The organism is Cellulomonas aerilata, from assembly GCF_007991755.1.
In the GTDB taxonomy this organism is placed as follows: Bacteria; Actinomycetota; Actinomycetes; order Actinomycetales; family Cellulomonadaceae; genus Pengzhenrongella; species Pengzhenrongella aerilata.
The window spans coordinates 305,144-331,346 of sequence record NZ_BJYY01000013.1; the positions used below are offsets into that span (position 1 = coordinate 305,144).

Consider the following 26,203-nt stretch of genomic DNA (forward strand, 5'->3'; position numbering starts at 1 on the left):
CGGACCGACCGGATCAGTCCAGGCGCAGCTCGGGCCAGTCGGCCAGGTCCGCGCGCATCCGGCGGTCGTGCGTGGCCACCACCACGGCGGCCGACGTCGCCCGCAGCGCGGTGGTCAGCTCGTCCACCAGCGCGATCGACAGGTGGTTCGTCGGCTCGTCCAGGAGCAGCACGTGCGGTGCGGACAGCAGCGCGCACGCCAGGTCGAACCGGCGGCGCTGGCCCACCGACAGCTCGGTGATCGGCCGGTCGAGGTCCTCCTCGGTCAGCAGGCCGAGGGACGCCACGGGCACGAGCTGCTCAGGGTCCAGCGCCCCGACCGCCAGCAGGTCCAGCGCGCGTCGCGCATAGGCGGCGAACCCGGTCGGCGGACCGTCGGCGACCGGGCCCGGGTCCGCGTCGTGCCCGGCCACGGACGGTCCGGCGCCGGGCGCGTCGGCGACGTCGGGCAGCACCTCACCGCGGGGGCCCACGGACGCGTGCCCCTCCTGGGCGAGGATGCCGATCCGCACGCCCGGGGCGACCGTGCGGGTGCCGCGCTCCAGCGCCGCGGCGCCGGCGAGCGCGGCCAGCAGCGTGGACTTGCCGGACCCGTTGGGCCCGGTGACGAGCAGCCGCCCGCACGGCGGCAGCCCCAGGCGCACCCCGGGCAGGTCCAGCCGGCCGGGCACCAGCGGCGCCCGTACCTCCACCAGCGGGGCGCCGTCCGGGACACCGCCGCGCTGGGTCGGCAGGGCGGGCAGGTCCGGGAACGCCAGCGTCTGCGGCGGGACGGGCACCTCGACGGCGGCCGCCTCCAGGCGCTGGACCAGCCGGTCGGCCGCCTTCACGTGGATGCGCGCCCGGGTCGCCCGGCGGTGCCCGTGGCTGCCCTTGGGCGGGCGCCACGCGTCCGACAGCCCCTCGTACGACTCGTCGAGCCGCCGCAGCAGCTGCTCCTTGCGCTTGCGCTCCGCCGCGTACCGCTGGCGCCAGCGCCGGAGCGCCGCGTCCTTGGCGAACCGGTAGGCGGCGTACGTGGTCGCGCCGTAGACCGCCGGACGCCCGTCGATCGTGGGGTCCAGGTCGAGGATGCCGGTCATCACGTCGTCGAGGAGCTGGCGGTCGTGGGTCACGATGACGACGACGCCCGTCGACCGCTGCAGCTCCGCGGTGAGGTAGCCGACGCCGGCCGCGTCCAGGTGGTTCGTGGGCTCGTCGAGCAGCAGCACGTCCGCGCGCTGCGCGACCCGGCACGCCAGGCGCACGCGGTACCGCTCGCCGACGCTCATCTCGGCCAGCAGCCGGCCGCGGTCGCGGGGCGCGCCGAACCGGGTCAGCGCCTCGTCCATCCGGCGGTCGGCGTCCCACCCGGCGAGGTGGTCGACGCGCGCCAGCGCGCGGCTGAGGGCCGGCAGGTCGCCGGACTCGTGGTCGAACGTGTCCAGGGTGTGCTGCAGGTCGGCGTGCGCGGCCCGGACCGCCCCGAGCGCCTCGTCGACCAGGGTGCCCACGGTGGCTCCGGCCGGTGCGGTGAGCTCCTGCGCCACGGTGGCCAGCGAGCCCGCCCGGCGCACCTCGCCCGCGAGCGGGACGAGCGTCCCGGCGAGCACCCCCAGCAGGGTCGACTTGCCGGCGCCGTTCTCCCCGACGACGCCGATCCGGGCGCCGGCCCCCACGGTCAGCGACAGGCCGCTGAGCACGGGGCGACCGGGGTACCCGAAGGTGACGTCCCGCGCGGCGACGTGCACCACACCGGGCGCGACGGGCGCCCCCACGGTCGGGCCGGTCGATCCCTCGGTCTCCACCTCCGTCACCGCGCGCTCCCCCGTCGGGCACCCGGCCGGGCAGGTCGGCGTGCGGCGGCTACCGTCGGTGCCATGCCCGCGACCCCGCTCCCCCTCCGCACGCCCGCGACCTCGCCCGGCGACCCGTCCCGCGCCGCCGCGACCGCGGTCGCCGTCGCGGTCGCCGTCGCGCTGGACGTGGCCGTCGTGGTCGGGTTCGCGGCCGCCGGCCGGTCCTCGCACGCGGAGTCCGGCGACGTGGCGGGCGTGCTGGGCACCGCGTGGCCGTTCCTCGCCGCGGCCGCCGCCGGGTGGCTCGTGACCCGGGCGTGGCGGGCACCGACCCGGGTGCGGCCGACGGGGGTCGTGGTGTGGGCCGCGGCGTGGGGCCTCGGGCTGGCGCTGCGCGGGCTGTCCGGCGACGGTCTGGCGGCGCCGTTCGTCGCCGTCTCCGCGGTGGTGCTCGCCGCGGGGCTGGTGGGCTGGCGGGCGGTGGCCACGGCGCTCAGCGCCGTGCGGCGTCGTCGGGCCCGTCGTCCGACGAGCGTCCCAGCACCGCGGCGATGACCGGCGCCAGCGCGCGCAGCGCCTGGCCCCGGTGGGAGATGGCGTTCTTCTCCTGCGCGGTCAGCTCCGCGCAGCTGCGGGCGGCGGCCGGTTCCTGACCGTCCGGCACGAGGACCGGGTCGTAGCCGAACCCGCCGGCGCCCCGCGGCTCGGTGGCCAGCGTGCCCCGCAGGTACCCCAGCTCGACGTGCTCGGCGCCGTCCGGGGTGACCAGGGCGGCCGCGCAGACGAACTGCGCGCCGCGGTGCCGGGGGGCGATGTCCGCCAGCTGGGCGAGCAGCAGGCGCAGGTTCGCCGCGTCGTCCCCGTGCTGCCCGGCCCACCGGGCGGAGAAGATCCCCGGCGCCCCGCCGAGGACGTCCACCGCGAGCCCGGAGTCGTCGGCGACGGCCGGCAGGCCGGTGAACGCGGCGAGCGCGCGCGCCTTGATCAGGGCGTTCTCGGCGAACGTGACGCCGTCCTCGACGGGCTCCGGGGCGCCGACGTCCCGGGCGCCGACGACGGCCGCAGGGTCCAGGCCGGGGACGGCCGGCGCCAGGATCGCGCGCAGCTCGCCGAGCTTGTGCGCGTTGTGGGTCGCGAGCACGAGCCGCGCCCCGCTCACCGCAGCACCCGACGGCACGGCGCTCGACGGCGCAGCACCCGACGGCGCGGCGCCGGACGCACCGGTGCCGGGGAGGTCCGACGTCACGGGTTCGTCCGGGTCCCGTTGGACAGCGCGAGCTCCTGGCGGCGGGTCAGCTCGGCGGTGCCCTGCAGCGCCAGGTCCAGCAGCGCGTCGAGCTCGGCGCGGTCGAACGGCGTCTGCTCGGCGGTGCCCTGCACCTCCACGAACTGGCCCTTGCCGGTCACCACGACGTTCATGTCCGTGTGCGCGCGCACGTCCTCCTCGTAGGGCAGGTCCAGCACGGGGACGCCGTCGACGATGCCGACGCTGACGGCCGCCACCGAGTCCATGAGCACCGGCCGGGACCCCTTGATCGCACCCTCGCGCTGCCCCCAGGCGATCGCGTCCGCCAGGGCGACCCAGGCGCCGGTGACCGCCGCGGTGCGGGTGCCGCCGTCGGCCTGCAGGACGTCGCAGTCCAGCACCAGGGTGTTCTCCCCCAGCGCGGCGACGTCGACGACGGCGCGCAGCGAGCGGCCGATGAGGCGGGAGATCTCGTGCGTGCGGCCACCGATGCGGCCCTTGACGGACTCGCGGTCCGAGCGGGTGGAGGTCGCCCGCGGCAGCATGGCGTACTCCGCGGTGACCCAGCCCTCGCCCGACCCCTTGCGCCACCGCGGCACGCCGGCGGTGAAGGACGCGACGCACAGCACCTTCGTCGCACCGAACTCGACCAGCACGCTGCCCTCGCCCGCGTCCAGCCAGCGGCGGGTCAGGGTGACCTCCCGCAGCTCGTCCGGGCGGCGGCCGTCGGCGCGCGAGAAAGGGGGCGTCGAGGGGGTGGTCATGGCCCCGAGCCTATCCGCCGGGCAGCGGACCGCCGCCCGGGTCAGAGCTCGTACACCGCTCCGGGACGGGCGAGCTCGACCGGGCCGGCGTACTCGCCGCGGGCCTCCGCGAGGGTCACCGCCGGGTCGTTCCAGGCGACCAGGTGGGTCAGCACCAGGCGGCGGGCCCCGTGCGCGGTCGCGGCGTGACCCGCCCGGCGACCGGTCAGGTGGACCCCCCGCAGGGCGTCGTCGCGGCCCTCGAGGTAGGCGGCCTCGGCGAGCAGGAGGTCGACGTCCGTGGCGAGCGTGCCCAGCCCGGCGCACTCGTCGGTGTCGCCGGTGTACGCGAAGGTCACGCGTCGCCCGGGGTCGGCCTCGGACGGCCCGGTCACCCGCAGCCCGAACGCCGGCACCGGGTGCTCGACGCCCACCGGCTCCAGCCGCAGCGGCCCCACGTCGACCGGCTCGCCCTCGACCCACGGGCGCACGTCCAGGCAGCCGGTCAGGCCGGTCGCCGGGTCCGAGCCGGCCATCTGCGCGAGCCGGGCCGCCGCGCCGTCCGGGGCGTGCACCGGCACGGCCGGGCGGCTGCCCTCCGGGCGGTACTTGAGGTAGACGCCCAGGACGACGAGGTCGGCGCAGTGGTCGGAGTGCATGTGCGAGACGCCGAAGAGGTCGACGTCCGCGGGGTCGCAGTACTGCTGCAGGGCGCCGAGGGCGCCGTTGCCCAGGTCGAGCACGACGCGCCAGGTGCGTCCGGCGTCGTCGTCGACCTCCACCAGGTAGCTGGACGCGGCGGAGTCGGCGCTCGGGAACGACCCCGCGCAGCCGACGACGGTCACCCTCACCGGGCGGGCCTCATCGCAGCACCGTCGCGGCCTCGACCGCGCCCACCTCGGGACCGAGGAACCGGCGCGCCAGGTGCTGGAACGAGTCGGAGTCGCCCGTGGCCAGGAACCGGTGCTCGGGCGCGCCGAGCTGCAGCGAGCGCTCCAGGTCGTGCGCGACGAGCGTGCGGTACACGTCCTTGGCGGTCTCCTCCGCGCTGGACACCAGGGTCACGTCGTCCCCCATCACGTAGGAGATGACGCCGGTCAGCAGCGGGTAGTGGGTGCAGCCCAGCACGAGCGTGTCGACGTCGGCCTCGCGCACCGGGTCCAGGTACTCGTGCGCGACGGCGAGCACCTCGGGCCCGGACGTGACCCCCGCCTCGACGAACTCCACGAACCGGGGGCACGGCTGCATGGTCAGCGACAGCCGCGGGGCGATGGCGAAGGCGTCGTCGTAGGACCGTGACTGGATGGTCGCCTTCGTGCCGATCACCCCGATCCGGCCCGTGCGGGTCGCGGACGCCGCCCGTCGCGCCGCCGGCAGGATCACCTCGACGACCGGCAGCCCGCGCCGCAGCGTGTACCTCTCGCGGGCGTCGCGCAGGACCGCCGACGACGCGCTGTTGCACGCGATGACCAGCATCTTCACCCCGGCGTCGACGAGGTCGTCCATGACCTCCAGCGCGTGCGCGCGCACCGCGGCGAGAGGCTTGGGGCCGTACGGGGAGTTGAGCGTGTCGCCGATGTAGAGCAGCGACTCGTGCGGCAGCTGGTCCAGGATCGAGCGCGCGACCGTCAGACCGCCGACGCCGGAGTCGAAGATCCCGATGGGCGCGTCGTTCACGCGGGCGAGCCTAGTCGAGCCCGGTCCGTGCCCCGTCCGCGCCTCCGTCGAGGTCGGCCAGCAGCAGCGCCATGAGCGACTCCTGCAGCCAGGTGAGCGCCGCGTACACCGAGCCCAGGTAGGCCCGGACCTCGGCCGCGACGATCTCCCGGGCCGGCCGGTCGTCGTCGACGTCGGCGCCCTCGTCCAGCTCGTCGGCGTCGTCCAGGGCCGCCGCCTGCGCCTCGAGGGTCTCGTACAGCCGGTCCGCGTCCTCCTCCGTCCGCAGGCCGAGGCGCTCGGCCAGCACGAGGCGCACGTCCGTGAGCCCGGCGGCCAGCGCCTGCGCGTCACCGCGCGGGACCACGAGGTCCTCGTCGTCGTCCGCCGGCAGGCCCAGCCGCCGGGCCCGGACGGCGTCCTGCGCGCCGTCCAGCGCGGTCCACAGGTCGCGCAGCCGCGCGATCTTCGTCGAGCGGAGGTCGGCGTCGGTGAGCCGGCGGAACTCCGCGGTGACCTCGTCGTCGTCCCGCGAGGCGTCCGGCAGCAGCCGCCGCACGGCCGGGTCGTCCGGCGGCGCGACGCGGCCCGTGCTCATCCGCAGCAGCACGGGCGGCACGCCGGGGTGCGCGGCGTCCGGGCCGCCGTCCGGGGCTCCGTCGGGGACCGGCCCGTCGCCGGAGCCCTCGCCGTCGGAGGCCTCGGCGCGGAAGCGCTCGGCGCCGAGCAGCTCCGCGACGTCGGCCACCACGGTGGCGAACACCTCGCGCTCGGTGCGGTCCAGCCCGGCGACGTAGTACCCCCCGGCCGGACGGAACGCGCGCATCAGCGGCCGCCCTGCTGGAGGGTGGCCCACAGCCCGAACTCGTGCATCGCCTGCACGTCGGTCTCCATCTGCTCGCGGTTGCCGGTCGACACGACGGCGCGCCCCTGCTCGTGCACCTGGCGCATCAGCCGCTCCGCCTCGAGAGCCGGGTAGCCGAAGTACGACCGGAACACGTAGCTGACGTACGTCATGAGGTTGACCGGGTCGTTCCAGACGATGGTCACCCACGCGTCGTCGGTCGCCGCCTGCTCCTCGACCCGCACGTCCTGCTCGGGGAGGGTCTGCACGGGCACCGTCCCACTGTAGGTGCTCCCGTCGACGGCTTCCGCGCGGCCCCCTACGGTGAGCACCATGAGTGCTCCGGAGCCTTCGGCGCGCGTCGGCGGCACCGGTGCCGCACGGCGCGCCGCCCCCAGGACGGCGTCCGCCCACGGGTCGACCGCGCTGCTCACCGACCGCTACGAGCTCACCATGCTCCAGGCGGCGCTGGCGGACGGCACCGCGCACCGGCACTCGATCTTCGAGGTCTTCACGCGCCGGCTGCCGCCCGGCCGGCGGTACGGGGTGCTGGCCGGCACCGGCCGCGTCCTGGAGGCGCTGGCCGACTTCCGGTTCGGCGAGCCCGAGCTGGAGTGGCTGCAGGCGGAGAAGGTCGTCGACGACGCGACCCTGGGGTTCCTGGCCGACTACCGCTTCACCGGTGACATCTCCGGGTACGCCGAGGGTGAGGTCTTCTTCCCGCGCTCGCCGGTCATGGTCGTCGAGGGGACCTTCGCCGAGTGCGTGCTCCTGGAGACCCTCGTGCTGTCGATCCTCAACTTCGACTCCGCGGTCGCGTCGGCGGCGTCACGCATGACCAGCGCGGCCGTCGACCGGCCGGTGCTCGAGATGGGGTCGCGGCGGGCGCACGAGCACGCGGCCGTCGCCGCCGCACGTGCAGCGGTGGTCGCGGGCTTCGCCGGGACGTCCAACCTCGAGGCCGGGCGCCGTTGGGGGCTGCCCACCATCGGCACGGCCGCGCACGCCTTCATCCTCCTGCACGACGACGAGGAGTCCGCGTTCGCCAGCCAGGTCGCCTCCCAGGGCAAGGGCACGACCCTGCTGGTGGACACCTACGACGTCCGGCGCGGGGTCGAGGCCGCGATCGCGGCGGCCGGCCCGGGGCTCGGCGCGGTCCGGCTGGACTCCGGGGACCTGCTGTCCCTGGCGCAGGAGGTGCGCCGCACGCTGGACTCCCTCGGGGCGACGTCGACCAGGATCGTGGTCACCTCGGACCTGGACGAGCACGCGATCGCCGCCCTCGCCGCGGCGCCGGTCGACGCGTACGGCGTCGGGACGTCGGTGGTCACCGGGTCCGGGGCGCCGACCTGCGGGATGGTCTACAAGCTCGTCGCGCGCGCCGGGGAGGACGGCGTCATGGAGCCGGTCGCCAAGGCGTCGGCGTCCAAGACGAGCTCGGGCGGCCGCAAGAACGCCGCCCGGCGCCTGGACGCCGAGGGCCGCGCCGAGGCCGAGGTGATCATCGTCGGCCGGGACGGCGAGGTCGCGGCGTGGTCGCCGGAGGAGCAGGGGCTGCGCGCGCTGCACGTCCCGCTCGTGATCGGCGGGGCGGTGGACACCCGCTGGTGCGGGGCGCACGGGGTGCACACGGCGCAGCAGCGTCACGGGCTCTCGCGCGCCGAGCTGCCCCGCGGGGCCCGCCGGCTGTCCGCGGACGAGCCGGCGGTCCCCACGGAGACGGTCACGCTGGTCTGACCCGGGTGCGTCCCCGACCGGCGCCGGTCGCGCCGGTCGGGCCCCGGGTCGCGCCGGGGCCGACCCGGGGCGTGCGGGGTCAGACCCGTGCCTTGCCTCGCCGCACGATGCTGAGGACCAGGCCGATCACGAGCACGGCGACGCCGATCCAGATGAGGATCTTGGCGGCCTCGATCGCGACGCCGAGGATCAGCAGCACGACACCGACGACGATGATGAGCAACCAGCTGGGCATGGTGCCCCTCCCTGTGTGAGCCCGCGCCGGATCTCGGTGCGGGCGGTCCGACGTGGGGAGCATGGCACCGCGGCGGCACCGGCCGCGCGTCATGGCTGGTCGCACGCCGGGTCACGGCCGGGGTGCACCCGACGGTGCCGTCCCGTCGGCCGCTCCGCCGCTCGGGTGTCCCTCCCGCGGGCTCCTACACCCGGCACCCGGCCGGACGATGGGACGGGCGACACCACACCGCCCGCAGGAGCTGCGTCCCATGAGCACCGCCACCGCCCCGGCCACCCGGCCGGAGTTCGTCTTCGTGCGTTACGACGACGCCCCCGACCGTCCCGACGGCATGCCCAGCGACCGGGAGCGGTTCGCGATCCACCGCTCGTGGCTGCACGCGCTCGACTCCGGCACCATGCCGGCGTCGAAGGTGGCCCTGCTCGACACCTGGGCACCCGGCTGGCGCAGCGACGCCGCCCGGAGGGTCTTCGCCGCCGTGCCGAGCCCGCACGGGCGGTAGGCGGGCCCGCTCGCCGATGTCGGCCGCCGAGCCCGCCCGGACCCGCGGCTCCGGTCGGTGCGGAGCCGGCCGGGGCGGAGCCGGCCGGGTCGGAGTCGGCCAGGGGGAGCCGGCCGGTCCCGTCAGCGCTTGCCGACGAACCAGGCGCGGACCACGGCGACCCGCTGCTCGAGCTGCTCGACGGTCGCCAGCGCGACCTCCGGTCCCCCGCTGCGCCGGCGCAGCTCGGCGTGGACCGACCCGTGCGGCTGCCCGCTGCGCCGTGCCCACGCGGACACCAGCGAGTTGAGCTCCTTGCGCAGCTCGGCGACCCGGCGGTGGTCCACCACCGCCGGCTGGGGCGCCGCGCCCCGGCCCTTGCGGGCCGTGAGCTGGTCGGCCTGACGCTGCCGCAGCAGCGTGGTGACCTGGTCGGCGTCCAGCAGCCCGGGCAGGCCCAGGAAGTCCAGCTCCTCCTCGGAGCCGACGTCCGCCCCGGTGCCGAACTCGCCGCCGTCGAACAGCACCCGGTCGAACGACGCCTGCGCCTCCAGCGCCTCGAACGACCCCTGCGTGCCGTCCGGGCCGACGGCGTCCGGCCCCGAGTCGGTGCGGTTCGCCGCTGCGAGCAGCGCGTCCTCCGGGTTGAAGCCCTCGCCCTGCTCCTCCACGGTCAGCGGGCGGTCCAGCGCATGGTCCCGCTCCGCCTCGAGCGCGTTCGCGAGCTCGAGCAGCTGCGGGACGCTGGGCAGGAACACCGACGCCGTCTCCCCGCGCCGGCGGGCGCGCACGAACCGGCCGACGGCCTGCGCGAAGAACAGCGGCGTCGCCGTCGAGGTCGCGTAGACCCCGACCGCCAGGCGCGGCACGTCGACGCCCTCGGAGACCATCCGGACCGCCACGAGCCACCGGCTGGTCCCGGCGGAGAACGCGTCGATCTTGTCCGAGGCGCCGTCCTCGTCGGACAGCACGACCGTCGGCGACTCCCCCGTGAGCCGGGCGAGGTGACCGGCGTAGGCGCGTGCGTCCGTCTGGTCGGTCGCGATGATCATGGCGCCCGCGTCCGGCACGGCCCGCCGGACCTCGGTGAGCCGCCGGTCGGCCGCGGCGAGCACGGAGGGGATCCACTCGCCGTTCGGGTCGAGCGCGGTGCGCCACGCCTGCGCGGTCATGTCCTTGGTGAGCGGCTCCCCGAGGCGGGCGCTGATCTCGTCGCCCGCCTTGGTGCGCCACCGCACCTGGCCGGAGTAGGTGAGGAACAGCACCGGGCGCACGACGTGGTCCCGCAGGGCCTCGCCGTAGCCGTACACGAAGTCGGCCGCGCTGCGCCGGATGCCGTCCCCGCCGCGCTCGTACCGGACGAACGGGATCGCGGCGGTGTCCGAGCGGAACGGCGTCCCGGTCAGCGCCAGCCGCCGGGTCGCGCCCTCGAACGCCTCGCGGATGCCGTCGCCCCAGGACAGCGCGTCCCCGCCGTGGTGCACCTCGTCGAGGATGACCAGGGTGGGCGCGGCGGCGGTCCGGGCGGCGTGCAGCGCCGGCTTCATCGCGACCTGGGCGTAGGTCAGCGCGACGCCGTCGTAGTGGGCGCCGTGGCGGCCCTGGGCGTTGGTGAAGCTCGGGTCGATGCGGATCCCGACCCGCGCGGCGGCGTCGGCCCACTGCCGCTTGAGGTGCTCGGTCGGCGCCACCACGGTCACCCGTCGCACGACGCCCGCAGCGAGCAGGTCCGTCGCGATGCGCAGGGCGAACGTCGTCTTGCCCGCCCCGGGGGTGGCCACGGCGAGGAAGTCGCGCGGCGCGGCGGTCCGGTACTGCTCGAGCGCCTGCGCCTGCCAGGCACGCAGCTTCCCCGCGGTCCCCCACGGCGCGCGCCCGGGGAAGGCGGGCGAGAGCTGGGAGGCCGCGGCGGCCGAGGCGTGGGTCGGAGGCAGGCGGTGCGGGGTGCTCACTTCCCGCCGGAGGACGAGCCGCCGGAGGACCCGGCACCGGAGCCGGCGTCGTCGTCCTGCGGGGGGCGCAGGCCGTTGTAGATCTCCTGGCAGATCGGGCAGACGGGGAACTTGTTCGGGTCGCGGCCCGGCACCCAGACCTTGCCGCACAGCGCGATGACCGGCTTCCCGGACAGCGCCGAGTCCATGATCTTGTTCTTGCGCACGTAGTGGGCGAAGCGCTCGTGGTCCCCCGGCTCCACCTGCTCGGTCGCCTCGGTGCGCTCCAGGACGCTCGTCGAGGTGCCGCCCGTGGAGTCCGGCTGGGTGCCCGGCTGGGTGAACGGGTCGTCGGGTCCGGTGGTCGAGGCGAACGGCTCACTCATGGGCCCGAGTCTACGTCGAGGGTCCGACACCGCCGACGGTGCACCCACGACGCGGACAGGCTCGCCGCGCACGTCACGGGCCCGCTCCCAGGGCGGTCCGTCCGGGCCGGGGCTAGCCTGCGATGGTCCGGACAGGACCGTCCCGCACGGTCCCTGCGCACAGCCGATGGAGGCTCCGATGCATCGTCGGACGTTCGTCCTCGGGCTCGCCGGCGTCGGTGCCGCAGCCTCCCTCCCCACCGCGCCTGCCGCCGCCGCCGCCGCACTGGCTACCGCGCCTGCCGCGGGCGCCCGCACCTCGGCCGCGCCGGCGCTCCTGCCGGTCGGGGCCGTCGGTGACGGGGTCGCCGACGACACCCAGGCGCTGCAGGACCTCCTCGACGCGTCGGCGGCGAGCGGCGCCGCGGCTGTCGTGCCGGCGGGCACCTACCGCTGCACGCGCAGCCTGCTGCTGTCGTCGGGCACGGCCCTGCACCTGGAGGGCGGAGCGCACCTGCTCAAGGACTGGGCAGCCCGCCCGGGCCTGGTGAACGCGTTCCTGCGCAACGTCGACTTCGGGACGAGGTCCGACCGGGTGAGCATCACCGGACCGGGCACCATCGGCGCCGTCGACCACAGCCGCACCGGGGTCGTGCTGGCCCTCTACGGCGACGACGTCCGGCTCCGCGACTTCACCATCGACACCTACGCGGGCGGTCAGGCGATCCTGTTCGCCGGCGACCGTGGCCGGATCGACGCCGTCACGATCCGGGGCAGCGCCCCGGCCTTCGGCACCGGCGGCATCCGGATGTTCGGCGGCGAGGACTTCGTCGCGACCGGGTGCCACGTCGAGTCCGGTGACGACTGCCTGCAGTTCGTGCCGATCGGCGACCCGACGGCCGTCCTGCACGACCTGAGCATCCGGCGCGGCTCGTACGTCGCCTGCACCGGCGCGAGCTCGGCGAGCCGCTTCATGGTCGCCAGCCTCGAGTGGACGAGCGGCGAGGGCGGGATGACGTCCTCGGTGACGGACTGCTCGTTCGTGGCCTGCCACGGCTCCGGCGCCGATCGCGGCATCGTCGTGAAGAACACGCACAGCAGCGGGGCCATCGAGCGCGTGTCCTTCGTCGACTGCTCCGTCGACATGGCCGGTGCGTCGGACGCCGACACCCAGGAGATCCGGATCCAGACCGGCGCGACGTCGACCGGCGCGATCCGCGACGTGTCGTTCACGCGCACCTCGATCACCCGCCCGGTCAACGCGACGCTGCGCATCGGTGGCCCGAACATCAGCGGCGTCACCTTCGACGGCTGCACGTTCACCGCACCCTCCGGCGCCGGCGCCACCATCGCGGTCGTCGACGCCGCCGACCGCGTGACCTTCCGGCGGTGCACCGTGGCGGCCGCACCGGGCAAGCGCCCCCTGACGGTCGGACCCGTGACGCAGGTGACGGACCTGCTGGTCGACGGCTGCCGCTTCACCGAGATCCCGGACGGCGTGTGGGGGATCAACCTCGTCGCCGTCGACGGCGCCCGGATCGTGGGCACCTCCTTCGCGGCGGCCGCCGGGAGCACGACGGCCCGTGCCGTGCGCATCACCGCTGCCTCACGGCGGGTGGTGCTGGTCGACGACGACCTCACGGGGCTGACCAACCGGACGCCGGTCACCGACGCCGCGCCCGACACCGTCCTGCGGGGGAACGTCGGCGCGAGCACCGAAGCAGCCGGCACCGCCACCATCCCGCCCGGTGCGACCTCGGTGACCGTGCCGCACGGGCTCGCCGGGTCCGGTCGGGTGCCGGGACCGTCGCACGTCGGCGTGATGCCGGTCAGCGGGTCGGCCGCGACGAGCGGCTGGTTCGTCACCGCGATCACCGCGACGTCGTTCCGCATCGCGGTGCCGACTCCCCTGGGCCAGCCGGCCGAGCTCGCCTGGCGGGTCGACCTCACCCGCCGGTGACCCCCTAGAGGCCCTGCCAGGCCGGCTTGGACGCGTAGGTGCTGCGGAAGTAGTCGGCCAGCTGCAGCCGGCTCGCGGCCGCGTTGTCCACCAGCACGGTGACGTGCGGGTGGTGCTGCATGATCGTCCCCGGCCACATCGCGCTCACCGGGCCCTCCACCGCCTGGTGGACGGCCTCGGCCTTGCTGCGTCCGGTCGCCAGCATCACCAGGTGCCGGGCCGACATGATCGTGCCGAGCCCCTGGGTGAGGCAGTGCTGCGGGACCTGGGTCACGTCGCCGCCGAAGAACCGGGCGTTGTCCGCGCGGGTCTGCTCGGTGAGGGTCTTGATGCGCGTCCGCGACGCGAGCGACGAGCCCGGCTCGTTGAACCCGATGTGCCCGTCGGTGCCGATGCCGAGCAGCTGCAGGTCGACGCCCCCGGCGTCGGCGATCGCCTGCTCGTAGGCGGCGCAGGCGGCGGCCAGGTCCTCGGCCAGCCCGTCCGGCCCCTGGACCGCGCCGGGTGCGAAGTCCACCCGGGACGCGATCTCGGTCTCGATGACGTTGCGGTACCGCTCGGGGTGGTCCGCGGGAAGCCCCACGTACTCGTCGAGCATGAACGCCGTGGCCCGTGCGAACGACAGGCCCGACTGGGTGTGCCGGCGCGCGAGCTCGTCGTACACCTTCAGGGGACTGGACCCGGTCGCGACCCCCAGGACCGCGTCGGGCTTGCGGCGCAGCAGGGACTCGACGGCGTCCGCGGCGAGCCGTGCGAGCTCGTCCGCCGGGGCGATCACGACCTCCATCGGGCCACCGTCCCACGCGCGGCGAGGGCCGCGCCAATCGCCGTGGCGGGCCGCCGGGGCGGCCCGGCTCCACCCGCTCGGTCAGCGGCAGCACGTGCGGGACGTGAGGTGCGCGGCCTGCTCGCCCGTGGCGCCGACGTGGGGTGCGCAGCAGCTCGTCCCCGATCTCGTGCGGACTCCCGCCCAGCACGAGCCTGGTCGAGCGCGTCAGGCGCCGGGCGGGTTCTGCGCCGCGGACGCATCCCGTCCGCCGACGCGCGACGCGAGCCCCATCGCGTCGAACGGAGCGCGCACCTTCACGTCGTTGTCGAAGTAGACGTACACGTCACGGCCCTGCGGAGCCTCGGGGGGCGCGAGTGCTGCGACGCCCGGCGGTGCGGCCACCGGGCCGCCGACGAACGCCTCCCCCGCCATCCAGCCGCGCACCTTCGCGGCCCAGGTGTCCAGGGACGGGTCGTCGTACCCGCTGACGTACAGCTCGGTGTCGCCGTGAAGACGCACGTAGACGAAGTCGGACGTGACGTCCTCGAGGTGCGGCCACTTGCCGGCGGTGTCGGCCACGACCAGTGCCACGTCGTGCCGGCGCAGGACGTCGACGAGCTCCGGCGTGTCGAACGTGGCGTGCCGGACCTCCAGGGCGTGCCGGATCGGCCGGTCGGCGTCGGTGGTGAGCCACGCGCGGTCGTCCAGGCGCTCGTCGTGCTCCGTCGCCAGCTGGGCCGCGGCGGTGGTCGTCCGCGGGAGCAGGTCGAAGAACCGGTCGAGTCGGTCGGCGTCGAAGCGCAGCAGCGGCGGCAGCTGCCAGAGCACGGGCCCGAGCTTGGGCCCCAACGCCAGCGGGCCGGAGGCGAAGAAGTTGGCCAGCGGCGTGCGCACGTCGGCCAGCTTCTTCATGTGCGTGATTAACCGCGGCCCCTTGACCGAGAACACGAACTCGGGCGGCGTCTGCTCGGCCCACCGGACGTAGCTCTCCGGCCGCTGCAGCGAGTAGAACGACCCGTTGATCTCGATGGAGGACAGCAGGCCGGACGCGTGCTCGAGCTCCCGGCGCTGCGGCAGCCCCGGCGGGTAGAACGAGCCGCGCCACGGGGCGTACCGCCACCCCGAGATCCCGATGTAGGCGCCCGCCGACACGGTGCTCACCACCCGCCGGCGAGCACGTCGACGAGCCCCACGCCGTGCGTGCGATGGGTGACGACGTCCATGACCCGGCGACGTCCGGTGCGCGCGGCGAGGGGCTGCGCCTCCATGACTGACTTCACTGCGCCTCCGGGGTCGGGGTTCGGCGCGGTCCGCGAGCGCCGGCGGCGTGCCCGACGGCGCGGCGGGGCGGGTGGACCGCGCGGCGCCGAGGCGTGGCGCACGCTACCGCGCGTCCTCGACGGCGGCCCGACGGCGGGCGCGAGGCGGCCGGACGGCGGCTAGAGCGCGTCGAACTCGGTGACGCGCGTGCGCCAGTACTCGGCGCCGTCACGCGTGCGGGTGACGAGGCCGGCGTCCACCAGGGCCCGGCGCAGACCGACCGGGTCGCGGGTCAGCTCCGCCAGCCGGAGGGTCAGGGCCCGCTCCCCCACCGGGTCGTCGACCGGCAGGGTGCGGCTGGCGACGTAGGCGAGCACGCGGTCGCGGTCCGCCAGGCGGCGCGGCATCACGGGCAGCGTGCCGTGGCGGAAGAACCGGGCGACCGACGCCGGCGGGGTGGCCGGCGCCGGGTCGCCGACGCCGGTCGGGTCCGAGGAGCGCGCGCGGTCCATGCCGCCGAGCGTAGGTCGCAGCCCGTGCGGGCGCCGCTGCGACGGCTGGGCGGCCGCCGTCGGTGGAGCCTGGCCTCGCCTCCGGCGACACCGGGCGCCGTCAGCCCCTCGCAGCCGGGCGACGACGGCGGAGCACGAACATCAGGGGCGCCGGCTCGCCGCGGATGTCCGCCGCGCCCAGCAGCAGGTCGGGTGCCACGCGGCGCAGGGCGTCGACGATCGGGACAGCGTCGTAGACCAGCGCGGCGCTGACCACGCCGCGGGTCTGCACCGACCGGATCCGGCCGGCGGGTCGCGGCGAGCGGAGCAGCGGGACCACCGCGCGGAACGCGGCCGGCAGGCCCGAGCGGCGCAGACCCTGCGGGAACAGCCGGATGAGCGACACCGGCGCCAGGACCGGGTCGACTGGGACGGGGTCGCCGCGACCGTCGCGGAACAGCGTCGGCCGGACGTGCTCCGGGTCGTCGACGTCCTTGCCGTACCAGCCCATCGCCTCGAGCAGCCCGTCCCAGGGGTGCCCGGTGTGCCAGCCGGAGCCGTGCCAGCGGCCCACGACCTCCTCGGGCTCGATCGCGGCGCACCGGTCGAAGAACCGCAGCGCGGTGTCGGCGTCGGTGCCGCGCCGGTGCGCGAGGAGCCACCGCTCGGCGGCGTCGTCCGGCGCACCGGGGCCCGGCAGCACGTCGCCGGACGGGACGTGTGCGGGCAGACCCATGCGGTGAGCGTCACCCCGCCGGGCGGGCCCCGCAACCGGCGGCCGCTCAGGCCGCGAGCGCCTCCAGCAGCCCGGGCCCGTACCGCTCGAGCTTGGTCACACCCACCCCGGCGACCGACCCGAGCGCCTCCAGCGAGGAGGGCCGGCGGGTGGCGATCTCGCGCAGGGTGGCGTCGTGGAACACGACGTACGCCGGGACGCCCTGCTCCTTGGCCGTGGCCGCGCGCCAGGCCCGCAGGCGCTCGAAGACGTCGGTCGTCGCCGCGTCCAGCTCCGGCGCCCCGGCGGACGCCGTCCGCCGGCCGGACCGCGGTGCCCGTGGCGCGGCGGCGGCCTCGCGGCGCAGCCGCACCGGGCGCGCGCCGCTGAGCACCTCCGCGCTCGTCGGGCTCAGGCGCAGGGTGCCGTAGCCGTCACCGTCCACGGCGAGCAGGCCCTGCGCGAGCAGCTGCCGGACGACGCCGCGCCACTGCGCCTCGCTCAGCTCGGTCCCGATGCCGAAGACGCTGAGCGAGGCGTGCCCGAGCTGGGTGATCCGGGGCGTGGTCTTCCCGAGCAGGATGTCGACCAGGTGCCCGGCGCCGTACCGCTGGCCGCGCTCACGCTCGAGGCGCACGACGGTGGACAGCAGCTTCTGCGCCGGCACGAGCCCGTCCCAGGACTCGGGCGGCTGAAGGCACGTGTCGCAGTTGCCGCACGGCTCGCCGCCGTCCTGCCCGAAGTACGCGAGCACCTGCTGCCGGCGGCAGTCCACCGTCTCGCACAGGGCGAGCATCGCGTCCAGGTGCGCCCCGAGGCGGCGGCGGTGCGCCGCGTCGCCGTCCGAGGTGTCGATCATCCGCCGCTGCTGGACGACGTCCTGCAGGCCGTAGGCGAGCCATGCCGTGGCGGGCAGGCCGTCCCGTCCGGCGCGGCCGGTCTCCTGGTAGTACCCCTCGACGGACTTGGGCAGGTCCAGGTGGGCGACGAACCGGACGTCCGGCTTGTCGATGCCCATGCCGAACGCGATGGTCGCGACCATCACCAGGCCGTCCTCGCGCAGGAAGCGCGACTGGTTGGCCGCCCGCACCGAGCGGTCCAGACCGGCGTGGTACGGCAGCGCCGGGATCCCGTGGTCGGACAGGTGCTGCGCCGTCGTCTCCACCGACGCGCGCGACAGGCAGTAGACGATGCCGCTGTCGCCGGCGTGCTCCGTGCGCAGCAGCTCGAGCAGCTGGGCCCGCGGGTTGTCCTTGGGGACGATCCGGTACTGGATGTTCGGCCGGTCGAAGCTCGCGACGAAGTGCCGGGCGTCGGCCAGGTCCAGCCGCTGCGCGATCTCGGCGCGGGTGGCCGCCGTCGCCGTGGCGGTCAGCGCGATCCGCGGGACCTGCGGCCAGCGCTCGTGCAGCAGGGACAGCTGCAGGTACTCGGGCCGGAAGTCGTGCCCCCACTGCGACACGCAGTGCGCCTCGTCGATCGCGAACACCGAGATCTCGCCCCGCTCGAGCAGGTCCAGGGTGCTCGGCACCCGCAGGCGCTCGGGGGCGAGGTAGAGCAGGTCGAGCTCCCCGGCGAGGAACGCGCCCTCCACCCGGCGCCGCTCGACGCCGTCCTGCGTGGAGTTGAGGAACCCCGCCCGGACCCCCAGCGCGGACAGCGCGTCCACCTGGTCCTGCATGAGCGCGATCAGCGGGGAGACGACGACGCCGGTGCCGGGGCGCACGAGCGCCGGCACCTGGTAGCACAGCGACTTGCCGCCGCCGGTCGGCATGAGCACGAGGGCGTCCCCGCCGCGCACCACCGTGTCGATGATCTCGGCCTGGTCGCCGCGGAAGGAGTCGTAGCCGAAGACGGTCCGCAGGACGTCCAGCGGCGTGGGCGCGGGTCCGGTGACCGCACGGGCGCGGGGGGCGGAGGGCTCGGGTGCCGGGGGGACGTCGGCCCCGAGGTCGGGCGGGACGTCGTCGTACTCGGGGTCGTACGGCGGTTCCTCGTCCAGCACAGTCCACCCCGGGTTCACGCCCACCAGGGTACGAGCCGGTCCGCGCCGGGGCGGACCGCTGTCGACAGGCGTCGGCTGCCTCGCGAGCGGCCCAGCTGCCGGCGTCAGTCGAGCAGGAACAGGCAGAACGGGTGCCCGTCGGGATCCAGGTGCACGCGGACGTCGTCCTGCGGCTGGTAGGCGGCCAGCTCCGCGCCGGCCTCCGCGGCGTGGGCGCACGCGGCCTCCAGGTCCCGGACGCCGATGTCGAGGTGGACCGACATCTGCTGGTCGCCCGGGCCGGCCGGCCACACCGGTCGCCGGTACGCGGTCTCCGTCTGGAACGACAGGCCGGCCCCGCCGTCCGGTGAGCGCAGCGTGACCCAGTCCGGCTCGTCGGTGCCGATCGGCCAGCCCAGCAGCCGCCTGTAGAAGGCGGCGAGGGCGCGGGGGTCGGGCGTGTCCAGCACGATGCCGGACAGCGTGAGCCGGGGGGCGTCCATGAGGCTCCTCGAGGTCGACGTCGTCCGGCGCAGCATGCCCGCGCCGCCGGTCCGGGCGCCAGGCAGGCGGGGCCCCGGGCCGTGCCCGGCGGCCCGCCGCGGGGCATTCCGGCGCGCCGTCCCGTCGACGCGAGCGGCGGGGCGCACGTCACTAGGGTGGGCGACGGTGGCGCCCGACTCCTCGGCCGCACCGATCTCGAGGGGGAGACGTGGGCGCGTACAGCAGTGATCGGCCGGGCCGGGCCGGCCGCGACGTCGGAGACGTCCTCGAGCAGGACCCCAGCCTTCCGCCGGTCGCCCTGGACGACGACGTCCTGGACGCCCAGGACCGCCGCTGGACCCCCGTGCGCATCGCCGTGTGGGCCGCGATCGCGCTGCTCGGCGGGGTCGCCTGGGTGGTGCTGGCGGTCGTGCGCGGGGAGACGGTCAACGCCATCTGGTTCGTCTTCGCGGCGGTCTGCACCTACCTCATCGCGTACCGCTTCTACTCCCGCTACATCGAGAAGCACCTGCTGCGACCCGACGACCGCCGGGCGACGCCCGCGGAGTACAAGGCCGACGGCAAGGACTACGTCGCCACCGACCGGCGCGTGCTCTACGGGCACCACTTCGCCGCGATCGCCGGTGCCGGTCCGCTGGTCGGGCCCGTGCTGGCCGCCCAGATGGGCTACCTGCCCGGGACGATCTGGATCATCGTCGGGGTCGTCCTGGCCGGAGCCGTGCAGGACTACCTCGTCATGTTCTTCTCGATGCGCCGCGGTGGCCGCTCGCTGGGGCAGATGGCGCGGGACGAGCTCGGCGTCATCGGCGGCACCGCCGCCCTGGTGGCGACGCTCGTCATCATGATCATCATCGTGGCGATCCTCGCCCTGGTCGTGGTCAACGCCCTGGCGGAGAGCCCGTGGGGCGTGTTCTCGGTGTCGATGACCATCCCGATCGCCCTGTTCATGGGCTGCTACCTGCGGTTCTGGCGTCCCGGCAAGGTCACCGAGGTCTCCCTCATCGGCTTCGTGCTGCTGATGGCCGCGATCATCGGCGGCGGCGCCATCGCCGAGACCGCGTGGGGCGCCGAGCTGTTCACGCTGGACAAGGTGACCATCGCCTGGGCGATCGTCGTCTACGGCTTCGTCGCCGCCGTGCTGCCGGTCTGGCTCCTGCTCGCGCCGCGTGACTACCTGTCGACCTTCATGAAGATCGGCACGATCGTCATGCTCGCCGTCGCGATCGTCCTGGTCCGGCCGACCCTCGAGGTGCCGGCAATCGAGCCGCTCGCCGCCGGCGGGCAGGGCCCGGTCGTCGCCGGCCCCCTGTTCCCGTTCCTCTTCGTCACCATCGCCTGCGGCGCCCTGTCCGGGTTCCACGCGCTGATCTCGTCCGGCACGACGCCCAAGCTCCTCGAGAAGGAGCGCCAGACGCGCTTCATCGGCTACGGCGGCATGCTCATGGAGTCGTTCGTCGCGATCATGGCGCTGGTCGCCGCGCTCTCCATCGACCGGGGCATCTACTTCGCGATGAACTCCTCGGCCGCCGCGACGGGCGGCACCGTCGAGGGCGCCGCCGCGTTCGTCAACGGGCTGGGCCTCACCGGGGTCGACGTGACGCCCGAGCTGCTCGCCCAGACGGCGTCCGACGTCGGCGAGGAGTCCATCGTCTCGCGCACCGGCGGGGCGCCCACGCTGTCCGTCGGGCTGGCGAACATCATGGCCCAGCTCGTCGGGGGCCGCGGGCTGATGGCGTTCTGGTACCACTTCGCGATCATGTTCGAGGCGCTGTTCATCCTCACCGCCGTCGACGCCGGCACCCGTGTCGCCCGGTTCATGCTGCAGGACAGCATCGGCAACTTCGTGCCGCGGTTCCGCGACACCTCCTGGCGCGTGGGCGCGTGGCTCGCGACGGCGGTCATGGTCGCCGCCTGGGGCGCCGTCCTGCTCATGGGCGTCACCGACCCGCTCGGTGGGATCAACACCCTGTTCCCGCTGTTCGGCATCGCCAACCAGCTGCTCGCGGCGATCGCGCTGGCGGTGTGCCTGGCGATCGTCGCCAAGCGAGGCCTGTTCCGGTACCTGTGGGTCGTGGCGCTCCCGCTCGCGTTCGCGTCGGTGGTCACCATCACCGCGTCGTTCCACAAGATCTTCTCGGACGTCCCGGCGATCGGGTACTTCGCGCAGAACCGGGCGTTCCGCGACGCCCGGGCGGCCGGCGAGACGACGTTCGGCACGGCCGCCACGCCCGAGGCGATGGACGCCGTCATCCGCAACACGATGATCCAGGGCGTGCTGTCGATCCTGTTCGTGACGCTGTCGATCATCGTCATCGCGACCGCGCTGTGGGCCACGTGGCGGGCGTACCGCTCGGGCTCCAGCGCGACGAGCGAGGACGACGCCGTCCCGTCGCGGATCTTCGCCCCGGCCGGCCTGCTCCCCACACCGGCCGAGAAGGAGCTCGAGACGCAGTGGGCCGCGGTGCCGGCGGACCGCCGGCCGGTCCGGACGGGGCACTGATGGCGCGCGAGGTCGTGACGCCGGTCGCCGTCCTGGACGCCGTCCGGCGGTCGGTCGGTGCCGGGCTGCACGACCTCGCGCGCATCTGGCGGGGCGTCGTCGGCGAGGACGCCTACGAGCGGTACTGCGACCACGTCCGGGCCGAGCGGGCGGCCGGCGAACCGGACCACCCGTGCCTGACCGAGCGGGAGTTCTGGCGGGACCGCACCGACCGGCAGGACGCCAACCCGCAGGGCCGGTGCTGCTGACGGGCGGTGCCGGACGGCGACGGCGACGGGGAGCTGCTCATCTCGGTGCTGGTCGACCGGACCGCCGCGCTGCGGGGAGTGCACCCGGTGGAGGCTTGCCGGCGGCCCCGGGCGTGGCCGGGGGCTCCGGGCCCGCCTCGGTCAGCTCGGCGCGCCGCCGCTCGAGGAACGTCCGCTCCACCCGGTTCTCGCACCGCTCGATCGCCTCGGCGTAGGCGGCGTCCGCCTCGGCGGTGCGCCCGACGCGTCGCAGCAGGTCCGCCCGGACTGCGTGCACCAGGTGGCCCCGCAGCCCGAGCCGGTCCACCAGCTCCAGCCCGGCCGCCGGCCCGTCGACCTCCGCGACGGCGACGGCCCGGTTGAGCTCGACGACCGGGCCGGGTGCGAGTCGCAGCAGGTGCTCGTAGAGCAGGACGACCTGCCGCCAGTCGGTCCCCGCGGCGTCCGGCGCGTCGCTGTGGACGGCGGCGATCGCCGCCTGCAGCTGGTACGGCCCGGGACGGTCCAGCCGCAGGCAGCGGCGCACCAGCCGCTGCCCCTCCTCCACCAGGGCGCGGTCCCACCGGGAACGGTCCTGCTCGGCGAGCAGCACCAGGTCGCCGCCCGCCGTCACACGCGCCGGACGGCGCGCCTGGGTGAGCAGCATGAGTCCGAGGAGCCCGAGCGCCTCCGGCTCGTCCGGCATGAGCTCGGCGAGCAGGCGACCGAGCCGGACGGCCTCGGCGGCCAGGTCGTCGCGGGCCAGTGCGTCGCCCGCGGTCGCCGTGTGCCCCTCGGTGAAGATCAGGTGCACGACCGTGAGCACGGCCGAGAGGCGGTCCGGCAGCTCGGCGTCGTCCGGCACCCGGTACGGGATGCGGGCGTCACGGATCTTGCCCTTCGCCCGGACGAGCCGTTGCGCCATGGTCGCCTCCGGGACGCCGAACGCCCGGGCGATCTCCGGGGTGGTCAGCCCGCCGATCAGGCGCAGGGACAGGGCGACCCGGGCCGCGGGCGACAGCGCCGGGTGGCAGCACGTGAACAGCAGGCGCAGCCGGTCGTCGTGCACGGGTCCCTCCTCGGGGCGGGGGTCGCGCGCGTGCAGCAGCAGGGCCTGGGCGTGCCGGTCGTGCCGGGACGCCTCGCGGCGCAGGCGGTCGATGGCACGGCGGCGGGCCGTGGTGAGGATCCAGCCCGTGGGGCTGGGCGGCACCCCGTCGGCCGGCCACCGCTCGAGTGCCGCGGCGAAGGCGTCCTGCACGGCGTCCTCGGCCACGCACAGGTCACCGAAGGCCCGGGTCAGGACCGCGACGGCGCGGCCGTGCTCGGCACGGAACACGTCCGCCACCACCTGCGGCCCGACCTCCTCCGTCACGGGGTCAACCGACGGCGTGGGCCGCATCGACCACGCCGTGCGGGCCGGCCGGGTCGTCCGCGCCGTCGACGAAGGGCCGGACCTCGATGTGGAGCGTGGTGGCACGCGCCAGCCGGCGCCCCCACTCCAGGGCGGCGTCCAGGTGCGGTGCGTCGATGACCGTGAACCCGCCCAGGTGCTCGCGCGCCTCGGCGTACGGTCCGTCCGTCATCAGCACCTCGTCGCCCGCCGGCCGCAGCACCGTCGCGGTGCTCGCCGGGTGCAGGCCGCCGGAGAACACCCAGACCCCGGCGGAGCGCATCTCGGCGTCCAGGGCGTCGACGTCAGCCATGATCCTCTCGAGGTCGGCGGCCGCCGGGGCGGGTCCGTCGGGCTGGTACACGCTGAGCAGGTACTGGGACATCGTGGCTCCTTGCGTCGTGGCCGGCCTCGTGCCGGCCTGTCACCCTCTGGACGAACGGTCCGGACCGGGATCGACATCCCGCCGCCGCCGGCTCAGCGCGGGCGGGACCGCGGTCGCCGCACGGTCGGCGCGGCCACCGGCACCGCCCGCTCCCCCGTCGCCCAGTGGCCGGGGTGGTCGAGCGACGGCGAGGTCCGGGTACGGGCGTCGCCCCGGGCCGACTCCAGCTGGGACCCGGTGAGGAACAGGCACCCGGTCAGGTCCGCGCCGCGCAGGTCCGCACCGCGCAGGTCCGCCCCGACGAGGTCCGCGCCGCGCAGGTCGGAGTCCCGCAGGTCGGCGCCGACCAGCAGCGCGCCGCCCAGGTCCGCACCGCGCAGGTCCGCACCGCTCAGCCGGGCTCCCAGCAGGTCGGCGCCGCGCATCCGCCGGCGCGGCGGGACGTCACCGCGGACCAGCGCGCTCGCCTCGCGCAGCAGCACGGCGACCTCCGCGCGCAGCGTGTCGACGTCCAGGGCGAGCAGCTCGTCCGGCGTCCCGCACGACAGCCGGTCGGTCCGCTCGACGGCATCGGCCAGGGCGCCGCGCAGGGCCGCGCCGTCGGTCCTGCCCCCCACCACGGCGAGCGCCTCGGCGAGGTACCGGAGCAGCTCCTGCAGGCGGCGCACCACCGGGAACACCGCGAACATCCCGGCCGCCACCGCGGGGCCCTCGCGCCAGTCACGCCCGCCGAAGACGACCTGGGTGACCTTCTGGCCCGCCCCGAAGCAGTCGTAGACGACGCACCCGGGGAACCCGCGCGGGCGCAGCTCGGTGTGGATGCCGCAGCGCGAGTCCTCCGCCAGGTGCGGGCACGGGGTGCCGGCGGGCTTGTCGATCGCGAAGTCCGACGACGCCGCGAACGCCGGGACCACGCAGCACAGCCCGACGCAGCGCGCGCAGTCGGCCCGCAGGCCCGGGTCGCGGCGCGGGTCCGCCGGTGGGGCGGTGGGCTCGGGGACGTCGGGCACGGGGTCAGTCTCCCGCAGGGCGGCGCACGCCAGCGCAGGGCAGCGCAGGGCAGCGCAGGGCAGCGCAGGGCAGCGCAGGGCAGGACGGGCCGAGGCCGTCCTGGGCGGTCAGGAGCTGATGTCGCGCGTGGTGAACCGGGCCCAGGCGGCCGTGGTGAAGACGGCCGTGTAGGCCAGCGCGCTGACGATGCCCGGCTCCAGGCCGTCGAGGGCGATCGGGTCACGCAGCAGGTCCCCGAACGCCAGCCAGTAGTGCGTGGGCAGGTACTCGTGGATGGCCGACAGCTGCGGGATCGCGTCCATGATCTGGCTGGCCAGGGTCAGGACCAGGACGGCGATGGTCGCGCCGATCGGCTGCTCGGTGAGGGTCGAGATGAACAGCCCGATCGCGCCGAGCGCCACCAGGCAGATGCTGAGGTAGGCGCACACCAGCGCCAGCCGGCCGAGCCCGGCGGCGAAGCTCACGGTCGTCCCGGACAGCGTGAGCATCGGCCCACCGCCGAACAGCACGAGCCCCATGACGGCGCCCACGGCGGCGACCAGCAGCGTCGCGGAGACCGTGAAGATGACCAGCGCCGCGAACTTCACCACGAGCAGCCGGGTCCGGTCGACCGGGACGACGAGCAGGTACCGCAGCGTGCCGAGGTTGGCCTCGCCCGCGACGGCGTCCCCGGCGATCGTGGCGACGGCGATCGGCAGGAACAGCGGGAGCTCGAGCGTCAGCGCCGCGAGCGCGACGAACAGCCCGTTGGCGGTGATGAGGTCGAAGAAGCCCGGGCCGCCCCCGGACGGCGGCGACACCCGGACGGCGACCGCGATGATGACCGGCACGCTGGCCAGCACCAGCGCGCCCACCCAGTTGCGGCGGCGCCCGTAGACGAGCCACAGCTCCGAGCGCAGGAAGCGCAGCCACCCGCCGCGCACCGCGGTCGTGGCGGGTGCCGGTGACCGTCGTGCGGGCGTCGCCCCGCGCCCCGGGGCGGGGTCCCCCACGTCCGCGGCCGTCCGCTGCTCAGCCGCTGACATCGAAGCCCTCCCCCGTCAGCTCGACGAACATCTCCTCCAGGTCGGCCGACCGCACCTCGAACCCGCGGACCGGCACGCCGGCGTGGACGAGCGCGGCGACGACCGCCTCGGGCGCCAGCGACCGCAGGTCCCCGCTCACCGCGTCGCCGTCCACGCGCACGTCCGCCACGCCGAGCCCGGCCAGCACCTGCGACGCGCGAGCCGGCTCGGGGGTCCGCACCGCGGCCCGGGCCACGGAGCGGGCGGCGAGCTCGTCCAGCGGCGCCTGCGCCACCAGCCGGCCGCGGTGCATGACGCCGACGTGCGTGCACACCTGCTGGACCTCCGAGAGCAGGTGCGTGGACAGGACGACCGTCGTGCCGGCCGCGGCGAGCTCCAGGAGCAGCGCGCGCACCTCCCGGGTCCCCTGCGGGTCCAGGCCGTTGGTCGGCTCGTCCAGGACGAGCAGCTCGCGTGGGCGCAGCAGCGTCGCCGCGATCCCGAGCCGCTGCCGCATGCCGAGCGAGTAGTGCCGGTACCGCTTGCCGGCGGCGTGGGCGAGCCCGACCCGCTCCAGCGCGACCTCGATCCGTGCGGCCGCGGTGGCCGGGTCGACCGTGCGGTCGGCGGCGTCGATCCGGCGCAGGTTGTCCACCCCGGACAGGTACGGGTGGAACGCCGGACCCTCGACCAGCGCGCCGACCCGCGGCAGGACGGACGCGGACCGGTCCGGCATCGCCTCGCCGAGGATCCGGTGCGACCCCCCGGTCGGGCGCAGCAGCCCGAGCAGCAGGCGGATCGTCGTCGTCTTGCCCGAGCCGTTGGGCCCGAGGAACCCGTAGACCGAGCCGGTGGGGACGGCGAGGTCGACCCCGTCGACCGCGACCTGACCGGAGCGGAAGCGCTTGGTCAGCCCCTGGGACGAGATGGCCAGGCCCCCGGGCGCCTGGCCCGGGGGTGTGTCCAGGACCGTCACGCGGTGGGC

The 26,203-nt window shown here is 75.6% G+C and carries 27 protein-coding genes; 6 read left to right on the plus strand and 21 right to left on the minus strand.

Annotation, left to right across the window (positions count from 1 at the left end; genetic code table 11):
• Positions 1–13 precede the first annotated feature (13 nt).
• Positions 14–1,729, minus strand: coding sequence for an ATP-binding cassette domain-containing protein (locus tag CAE01nite_RS09565; RefSeq protein WP_146904042.1), 1,716 nt, complete (start codon positions 1,727–1,729; stop codon positions 14–16).
• 129 nt (positions 1,730–1,858) lie between these two features.
• Between CAE01nite_RS09565 and CAE01nite_RS09570 the strand changes: the two genes are divergently transcribed.
• On the plus strand, positions 1,859–2,332 hold the full coding sequence (locus CAE01nite_RS09570) for a DUF3054 domain-containing protein (RefSeq protein WP_146903289.1): 474 nt from the start codon (positions 1,859–1,861) through the stop codon (positions 2,330–2,332).
• On the opposite strand, the gene rdgB is transcribed toward CAE01nite_RS09570, so the two are convergent.
• The 6 genes from rdgB to clpS all read right to left on the minus strand — a co-directional run bounded on the left by rdgB (position 2,271) and on the right by clpS (position 6,541).
• A complete protein-coding gene (rdgB, locus tag CAE01nite_RS09575; RefSeq protein WP_146903292.1) occupies positions 2,271–2,936 on the minus strand; it encodes an RdgB/HAM1 family non-canonical purine NTP pyrophosphatase in 666 nt (221 codons plus the stop codon). The two genes, CAE01nite_RS09570 and rdgB, sit on opposite strands and share 62 nt — an antisense overlap.
• An 83-nt stretch (positions 2,937–3,019) precedes the next feature.
• Positions 3,020–3,787 (minus strand): ribonuclease PH, encoded by a 768-nt coding sequence (rph, locus tag CAE01nite_RS09580; RefSeq protein ID WP_146903295.1) that lies wholly within the window; start codon positions 3,785–3,787, stop codon positions 3,020–3,022.
• Positions 3,788–3,828: 41 nt separating this feature from the next.
• On the minus strand, positions 3,829–4,617 hold the full coding sequence (locus tag CAE01nite_RS09585) for an MBL fold metallo-hydrolase (RefSeq protein WP_146903298.1): 789 nt from the start codon (positions 4,615–4,617) through the stop codon (positions 3,829–3,831).
• Positions 4,618–4,627: 10 nt separating this feature from the next.
• The gene (gene murI / locus CAE01nite_RS09590; protein WP_146903301.1) at positions 4,628–5,443 is read right to left on the minus strand and encodes a glutamate racemase; all 816 of its coding nucleotides are present in this window, start codon (positions 5,441–5,443) and stop codon (positions 4,628–4,630) included.
• Between the two features lie 10 nt (positions 5,444–5,453).
• A complete protein-coding gene (locus CAE01nite_RS09595; protein ID WP_146903304.1) occupies positions 5,454–6,248 on the minus strand; it encodes a DUF2017 family protein in 795 nt (264 codons plus the stop codon).
• Positions 6,248–6,541: an ATP-dependent Clp protease adapter ClpS gene (clpS, locus tag CAE01nite_RS09600; RefSeq protein ID WP_246131122.1), complete on the minus strand. Its 294-nt coding sequence runs from the start codon at positions 6,539–6,541 to the stop codon at positions 6,248–6,250. The genes CAE01nite_RS09595 and clpS overlap by 1 nt, the downstream gene beginning before the upstream one ends.
• 178 nt (positions 6,542–6,719) lie before the next feature.
• Here clpS and CAE01nite_RS09605 point away from each other — a divergent pair, with 178 nt between their 5' ends.
• Positions 6,720–8,003 (plus strand): nicotinate phosphoribosyltransferase, encoded by a 1,284-nt coding sequence (locus CAE01nite_RS09605; RefSeq protein WP_246131149.1) that lies wholly within the window; start codon positions 6,720–6,722, stop codon positions 8,001–8,003.
• A gap of 79 nt (positions 8,004–8,082) precedes the next feature.
• Here the strand turns inward: CAE01nite_RS09605 and CAE01nite_RS18105 are convergent, their stop codons facing one another.
• On the minus strand, positions 8,083–8,238 hold the full coding sequence (locus CAE01nite_RS18105) for a hypothetical protein (protein ID WP_186816493.1): 156 nt from the start codon (positions 8,236–8,238) through the stop codon (positions 8,083–8,085).
• Positions 8,239–8,488: 250 nt separating this feature from the next.
• On the opposite strand from CAE01nite_RS18105, the gene CAE01nite_RS09610 reads away from it, so the two are divergent.
• Positions 8,489–8,740, plus strand: coding sequence for a hypothetical protein (locus tag CAE01nite_RS09610; protein WP_146903313.1), 252 nt, complete (start codon positions 8,489–8,491; stop codon positions 8,738–8,740).
• Between the two features lie 122 nt (positions 8,741–8,862).
• Here CAE01nite_RS09610 and CAE01nite_RS09615 read toward each other — a convergent pair whose 3' ends face one another.
• Together CAE01nite_RS09615 and CAE01nite_RS09620 are read right to left on the minus strand one after the other, a co-directional pair.
• Entirely contained in the window at positions 8,863–10,671 is a 1,809-nt protein-coding gene (locus CAE01nite_RS09615) for a DEAD/DEAH box helicase (protein WP_146903316.1), read from the minus strand.
• Positions 10,668–11,036 (minus strand): DUF3039 domain-containing protein, encoded by a 369-nt coding sequence (locus CAE01nite_RS09620; protein WP_146903319.1) that lies wholly within the window; start codon positions 11,034–11,036, stop codon positions 10,668–10,670. The genes CAE01nite_RS09615 and CAE01nite_RS09620 overlap by 4 nt, the downstream gene beginning before the upstream one ends.
• 178 nt (positions 11,037–11,214) lie before the next feature.
• On the opposite strand from CAE01nite_RS09620, the gene CAE01nite_RS09625 reads away from it, so the two are divergent.
• Entirely contained in the window at positions 11,215–12,975 is a 1,761-nt protein-coding gene (locus tag CAE01nite_RS09625; protein WP_186816494.1) for a glycosyl hydrolase family 28-related protein, read from the plus strand.
• A gap of 4 nt (positions 12,976–12,979) precedes the next feature.
• On the opposite strand, the gene nagB is transcribed toward CAE01nite_RS09625, so the two are convergent.
• The 6 genes from nagB to CAE01nite_RS09655 all read right to left on the minus strand — a co-directional run bounded on the left by nagB (position 12,980) and on the right by CAE01nite_RS09655 (position 18,697).
• Entirely contained in the window at positions 12,980–13,762 is a 783-nt protein-coding gene (gene nagB, locus CAE01nite_RS09630) for a glucosamine-6-phosphate deaminase (protein WP_146903325.1), read from the minus strand.
• Positions 13,763–13,969: 207 nt separating this feature from the next.
• Entirely contained in the window at positions 13,970–14,905 is a 936-nt protein-coding gene (locus CAE01nite_RS09635; RefSeq protein WP_146903328.1) for a DUF72 domain-containing protein, read from the minus strand.
• Positions 14,906–15,183: 278 nt separating this feature from the next.
• Positions 15,184–15,516, minus strand: a complete 333-nt coding sequence (locus CAE01nite_RS09640; protein ID WP_146903331.1) for a DUF2087 domain-containing protein — start codon at positions 15,514–15,516, stop codon at positions 15,184–15,186.
• 100 nt (positions 15,517–15,616) lie between these two features.
• Positions 15,617–16,231, minus strand: a complete 615-nt coding sequence (locus tag CAE01nite_RS09645) for a GXWXG domain-containing protein (protein ID WP_146903334.1) — start codon at positions 16,229–16,231, stop codon at positions 15,617–15,619.
• Positions 16,232–16,277: 46 nt separating this feature from the next.
• Positions 16,278–18,233 (minus strand): DNA helicase RecQ, encoded by a 1,956-nt coding sequence (gene recQ / locus CAE01nite_RS09650; protein ID WP_371862894.1) that lies wholly within the window; start codon positions 18,231–18,233, stop codon positions 16,278–16,280.
• A gap of 86 nt (positions 18,234–18,319) precedes the next feature.
• Positions 18,320–18,697: a VOC family protein gene (locus tag CAE01nite_RS09655; RefSeq protein WP_146903337.1), complete on the minus strand. Its 378-nt coding sequence runs from the start codon at positions 18,695–18,697 to the stop codon at positions 18,320–18,322.
• Positions 18,698–18,906: 209 nt separating this feature from the next.
• Between CAE01nite_RS09655 and CAE01nite_RS09660 the strand changes: the two genes are divergently transcribed.
• Positions 18,907–21,198 carry a carbon starvation CstA family protein gene (locus tag CAE01nite_RS09660; protein WP_146903339.1) on the plus strand — a complete coding sequence of 764 codons (2,292 nt, stop codon included), beginning with the start codon at positions 18,907–18,909 and terminating at the stop codon, positions 21,196–21,198.
• Positions 21,198–21,446, plus strand: a complete 249-nt coding sequence (locus CAE01nite_RS09665; protein ID WP_146903341.1) for a YbdD/YjiX family protein — start codon at positions 21,198–21,200, stop codon at positions 21,444–21,446. The genes CAE01nite_RS09660 and CAE01nite_RS09665 overlap by 1 nt, the downstream gene beginning before the upstream one ends.
• Before the next feature lie 37 nt (positions 21,447–21,483).
• Here CAE01nite_RS09665 and CAE01nite_RS09670 read toward each other — a convergent pair whose 3' ends face one another.
• The 5 genes from CAE01nite_RS09670 to CAE01nite_RS09690 all read right to left on the minus strand — a co-directional run bounded on the left by CAE01nite_RS09670 (position 21,484) and on the right by CAE01nite_RS09690 (position 26,194).
• Positions 21,484–22,827: an RNA polymerase sigma factor gene (locus CAE01nite_RS09670; RefSeq protein WP_146903344.1), complete on the minus strand. Its 1,344-nt coding sequence runs from the start codon at positions 22,825–22,827 to the stop codon at positions 21,484–21,486.
• Complete coding sequence (locus CAE01nite_RS09675; RefSeq protein WP_146903347.1) at positions 22,805–23,203, minus strand: YciI family protein; 399 nt, start codon at positions 23,201–23,203, stop codon at positions 22,805–22,807. The genes CAE01nite_RS09670 and CAE01nite_RS09675 overlap by 23 nt, the downstream gene beginning before the upstream one ends.
• 92 nt (positions 23,204–23,295) lie before the next feature.
• Positions 23,296–24,213, minus strand: coding sequence for a pentapeptide repeat-containing protein (locus tag CAE01nite_RS09680; RefSeq protein WP_146903350.1), 918 nt, complete (start codon positions 24,211–24,213; stop codon positions 23,296–23,298).
• 108 nt (positions 24,214–24,321) lie between these two features.
• The gene (locus tag CAE01nite_RS09685; RefSeq protein ID WP_146903353.1) at positions 24,322–25,239 is read right to left on the minus strand and encodes an ABC transporter permease; all 918 of its coding nucleotides are present in this window, start codon (positions 25,237–25,239) and stop codon (positions 24,322–24,324) included.
• Positions 25,226–26,194 carry an ABC transporter ATP-binding protein gene (locus tag CAE01nite_RS09690; protein WP_146903356.1) on the minus strand — a complete coding sequence of 323 codons (969 nt, stop codon included), beginning with the start codon at positions 26,192–26,194 and terminating at the stop codon, positions 25,226–25,228. The genes CAE01nite_RS09685 and CAE01nite_RS09690 overlap by 14 nt, the downstream gene beginning before the upstream one ends.
• Positions 26,195–26,203: the final 9 nt, after the last annotated feature.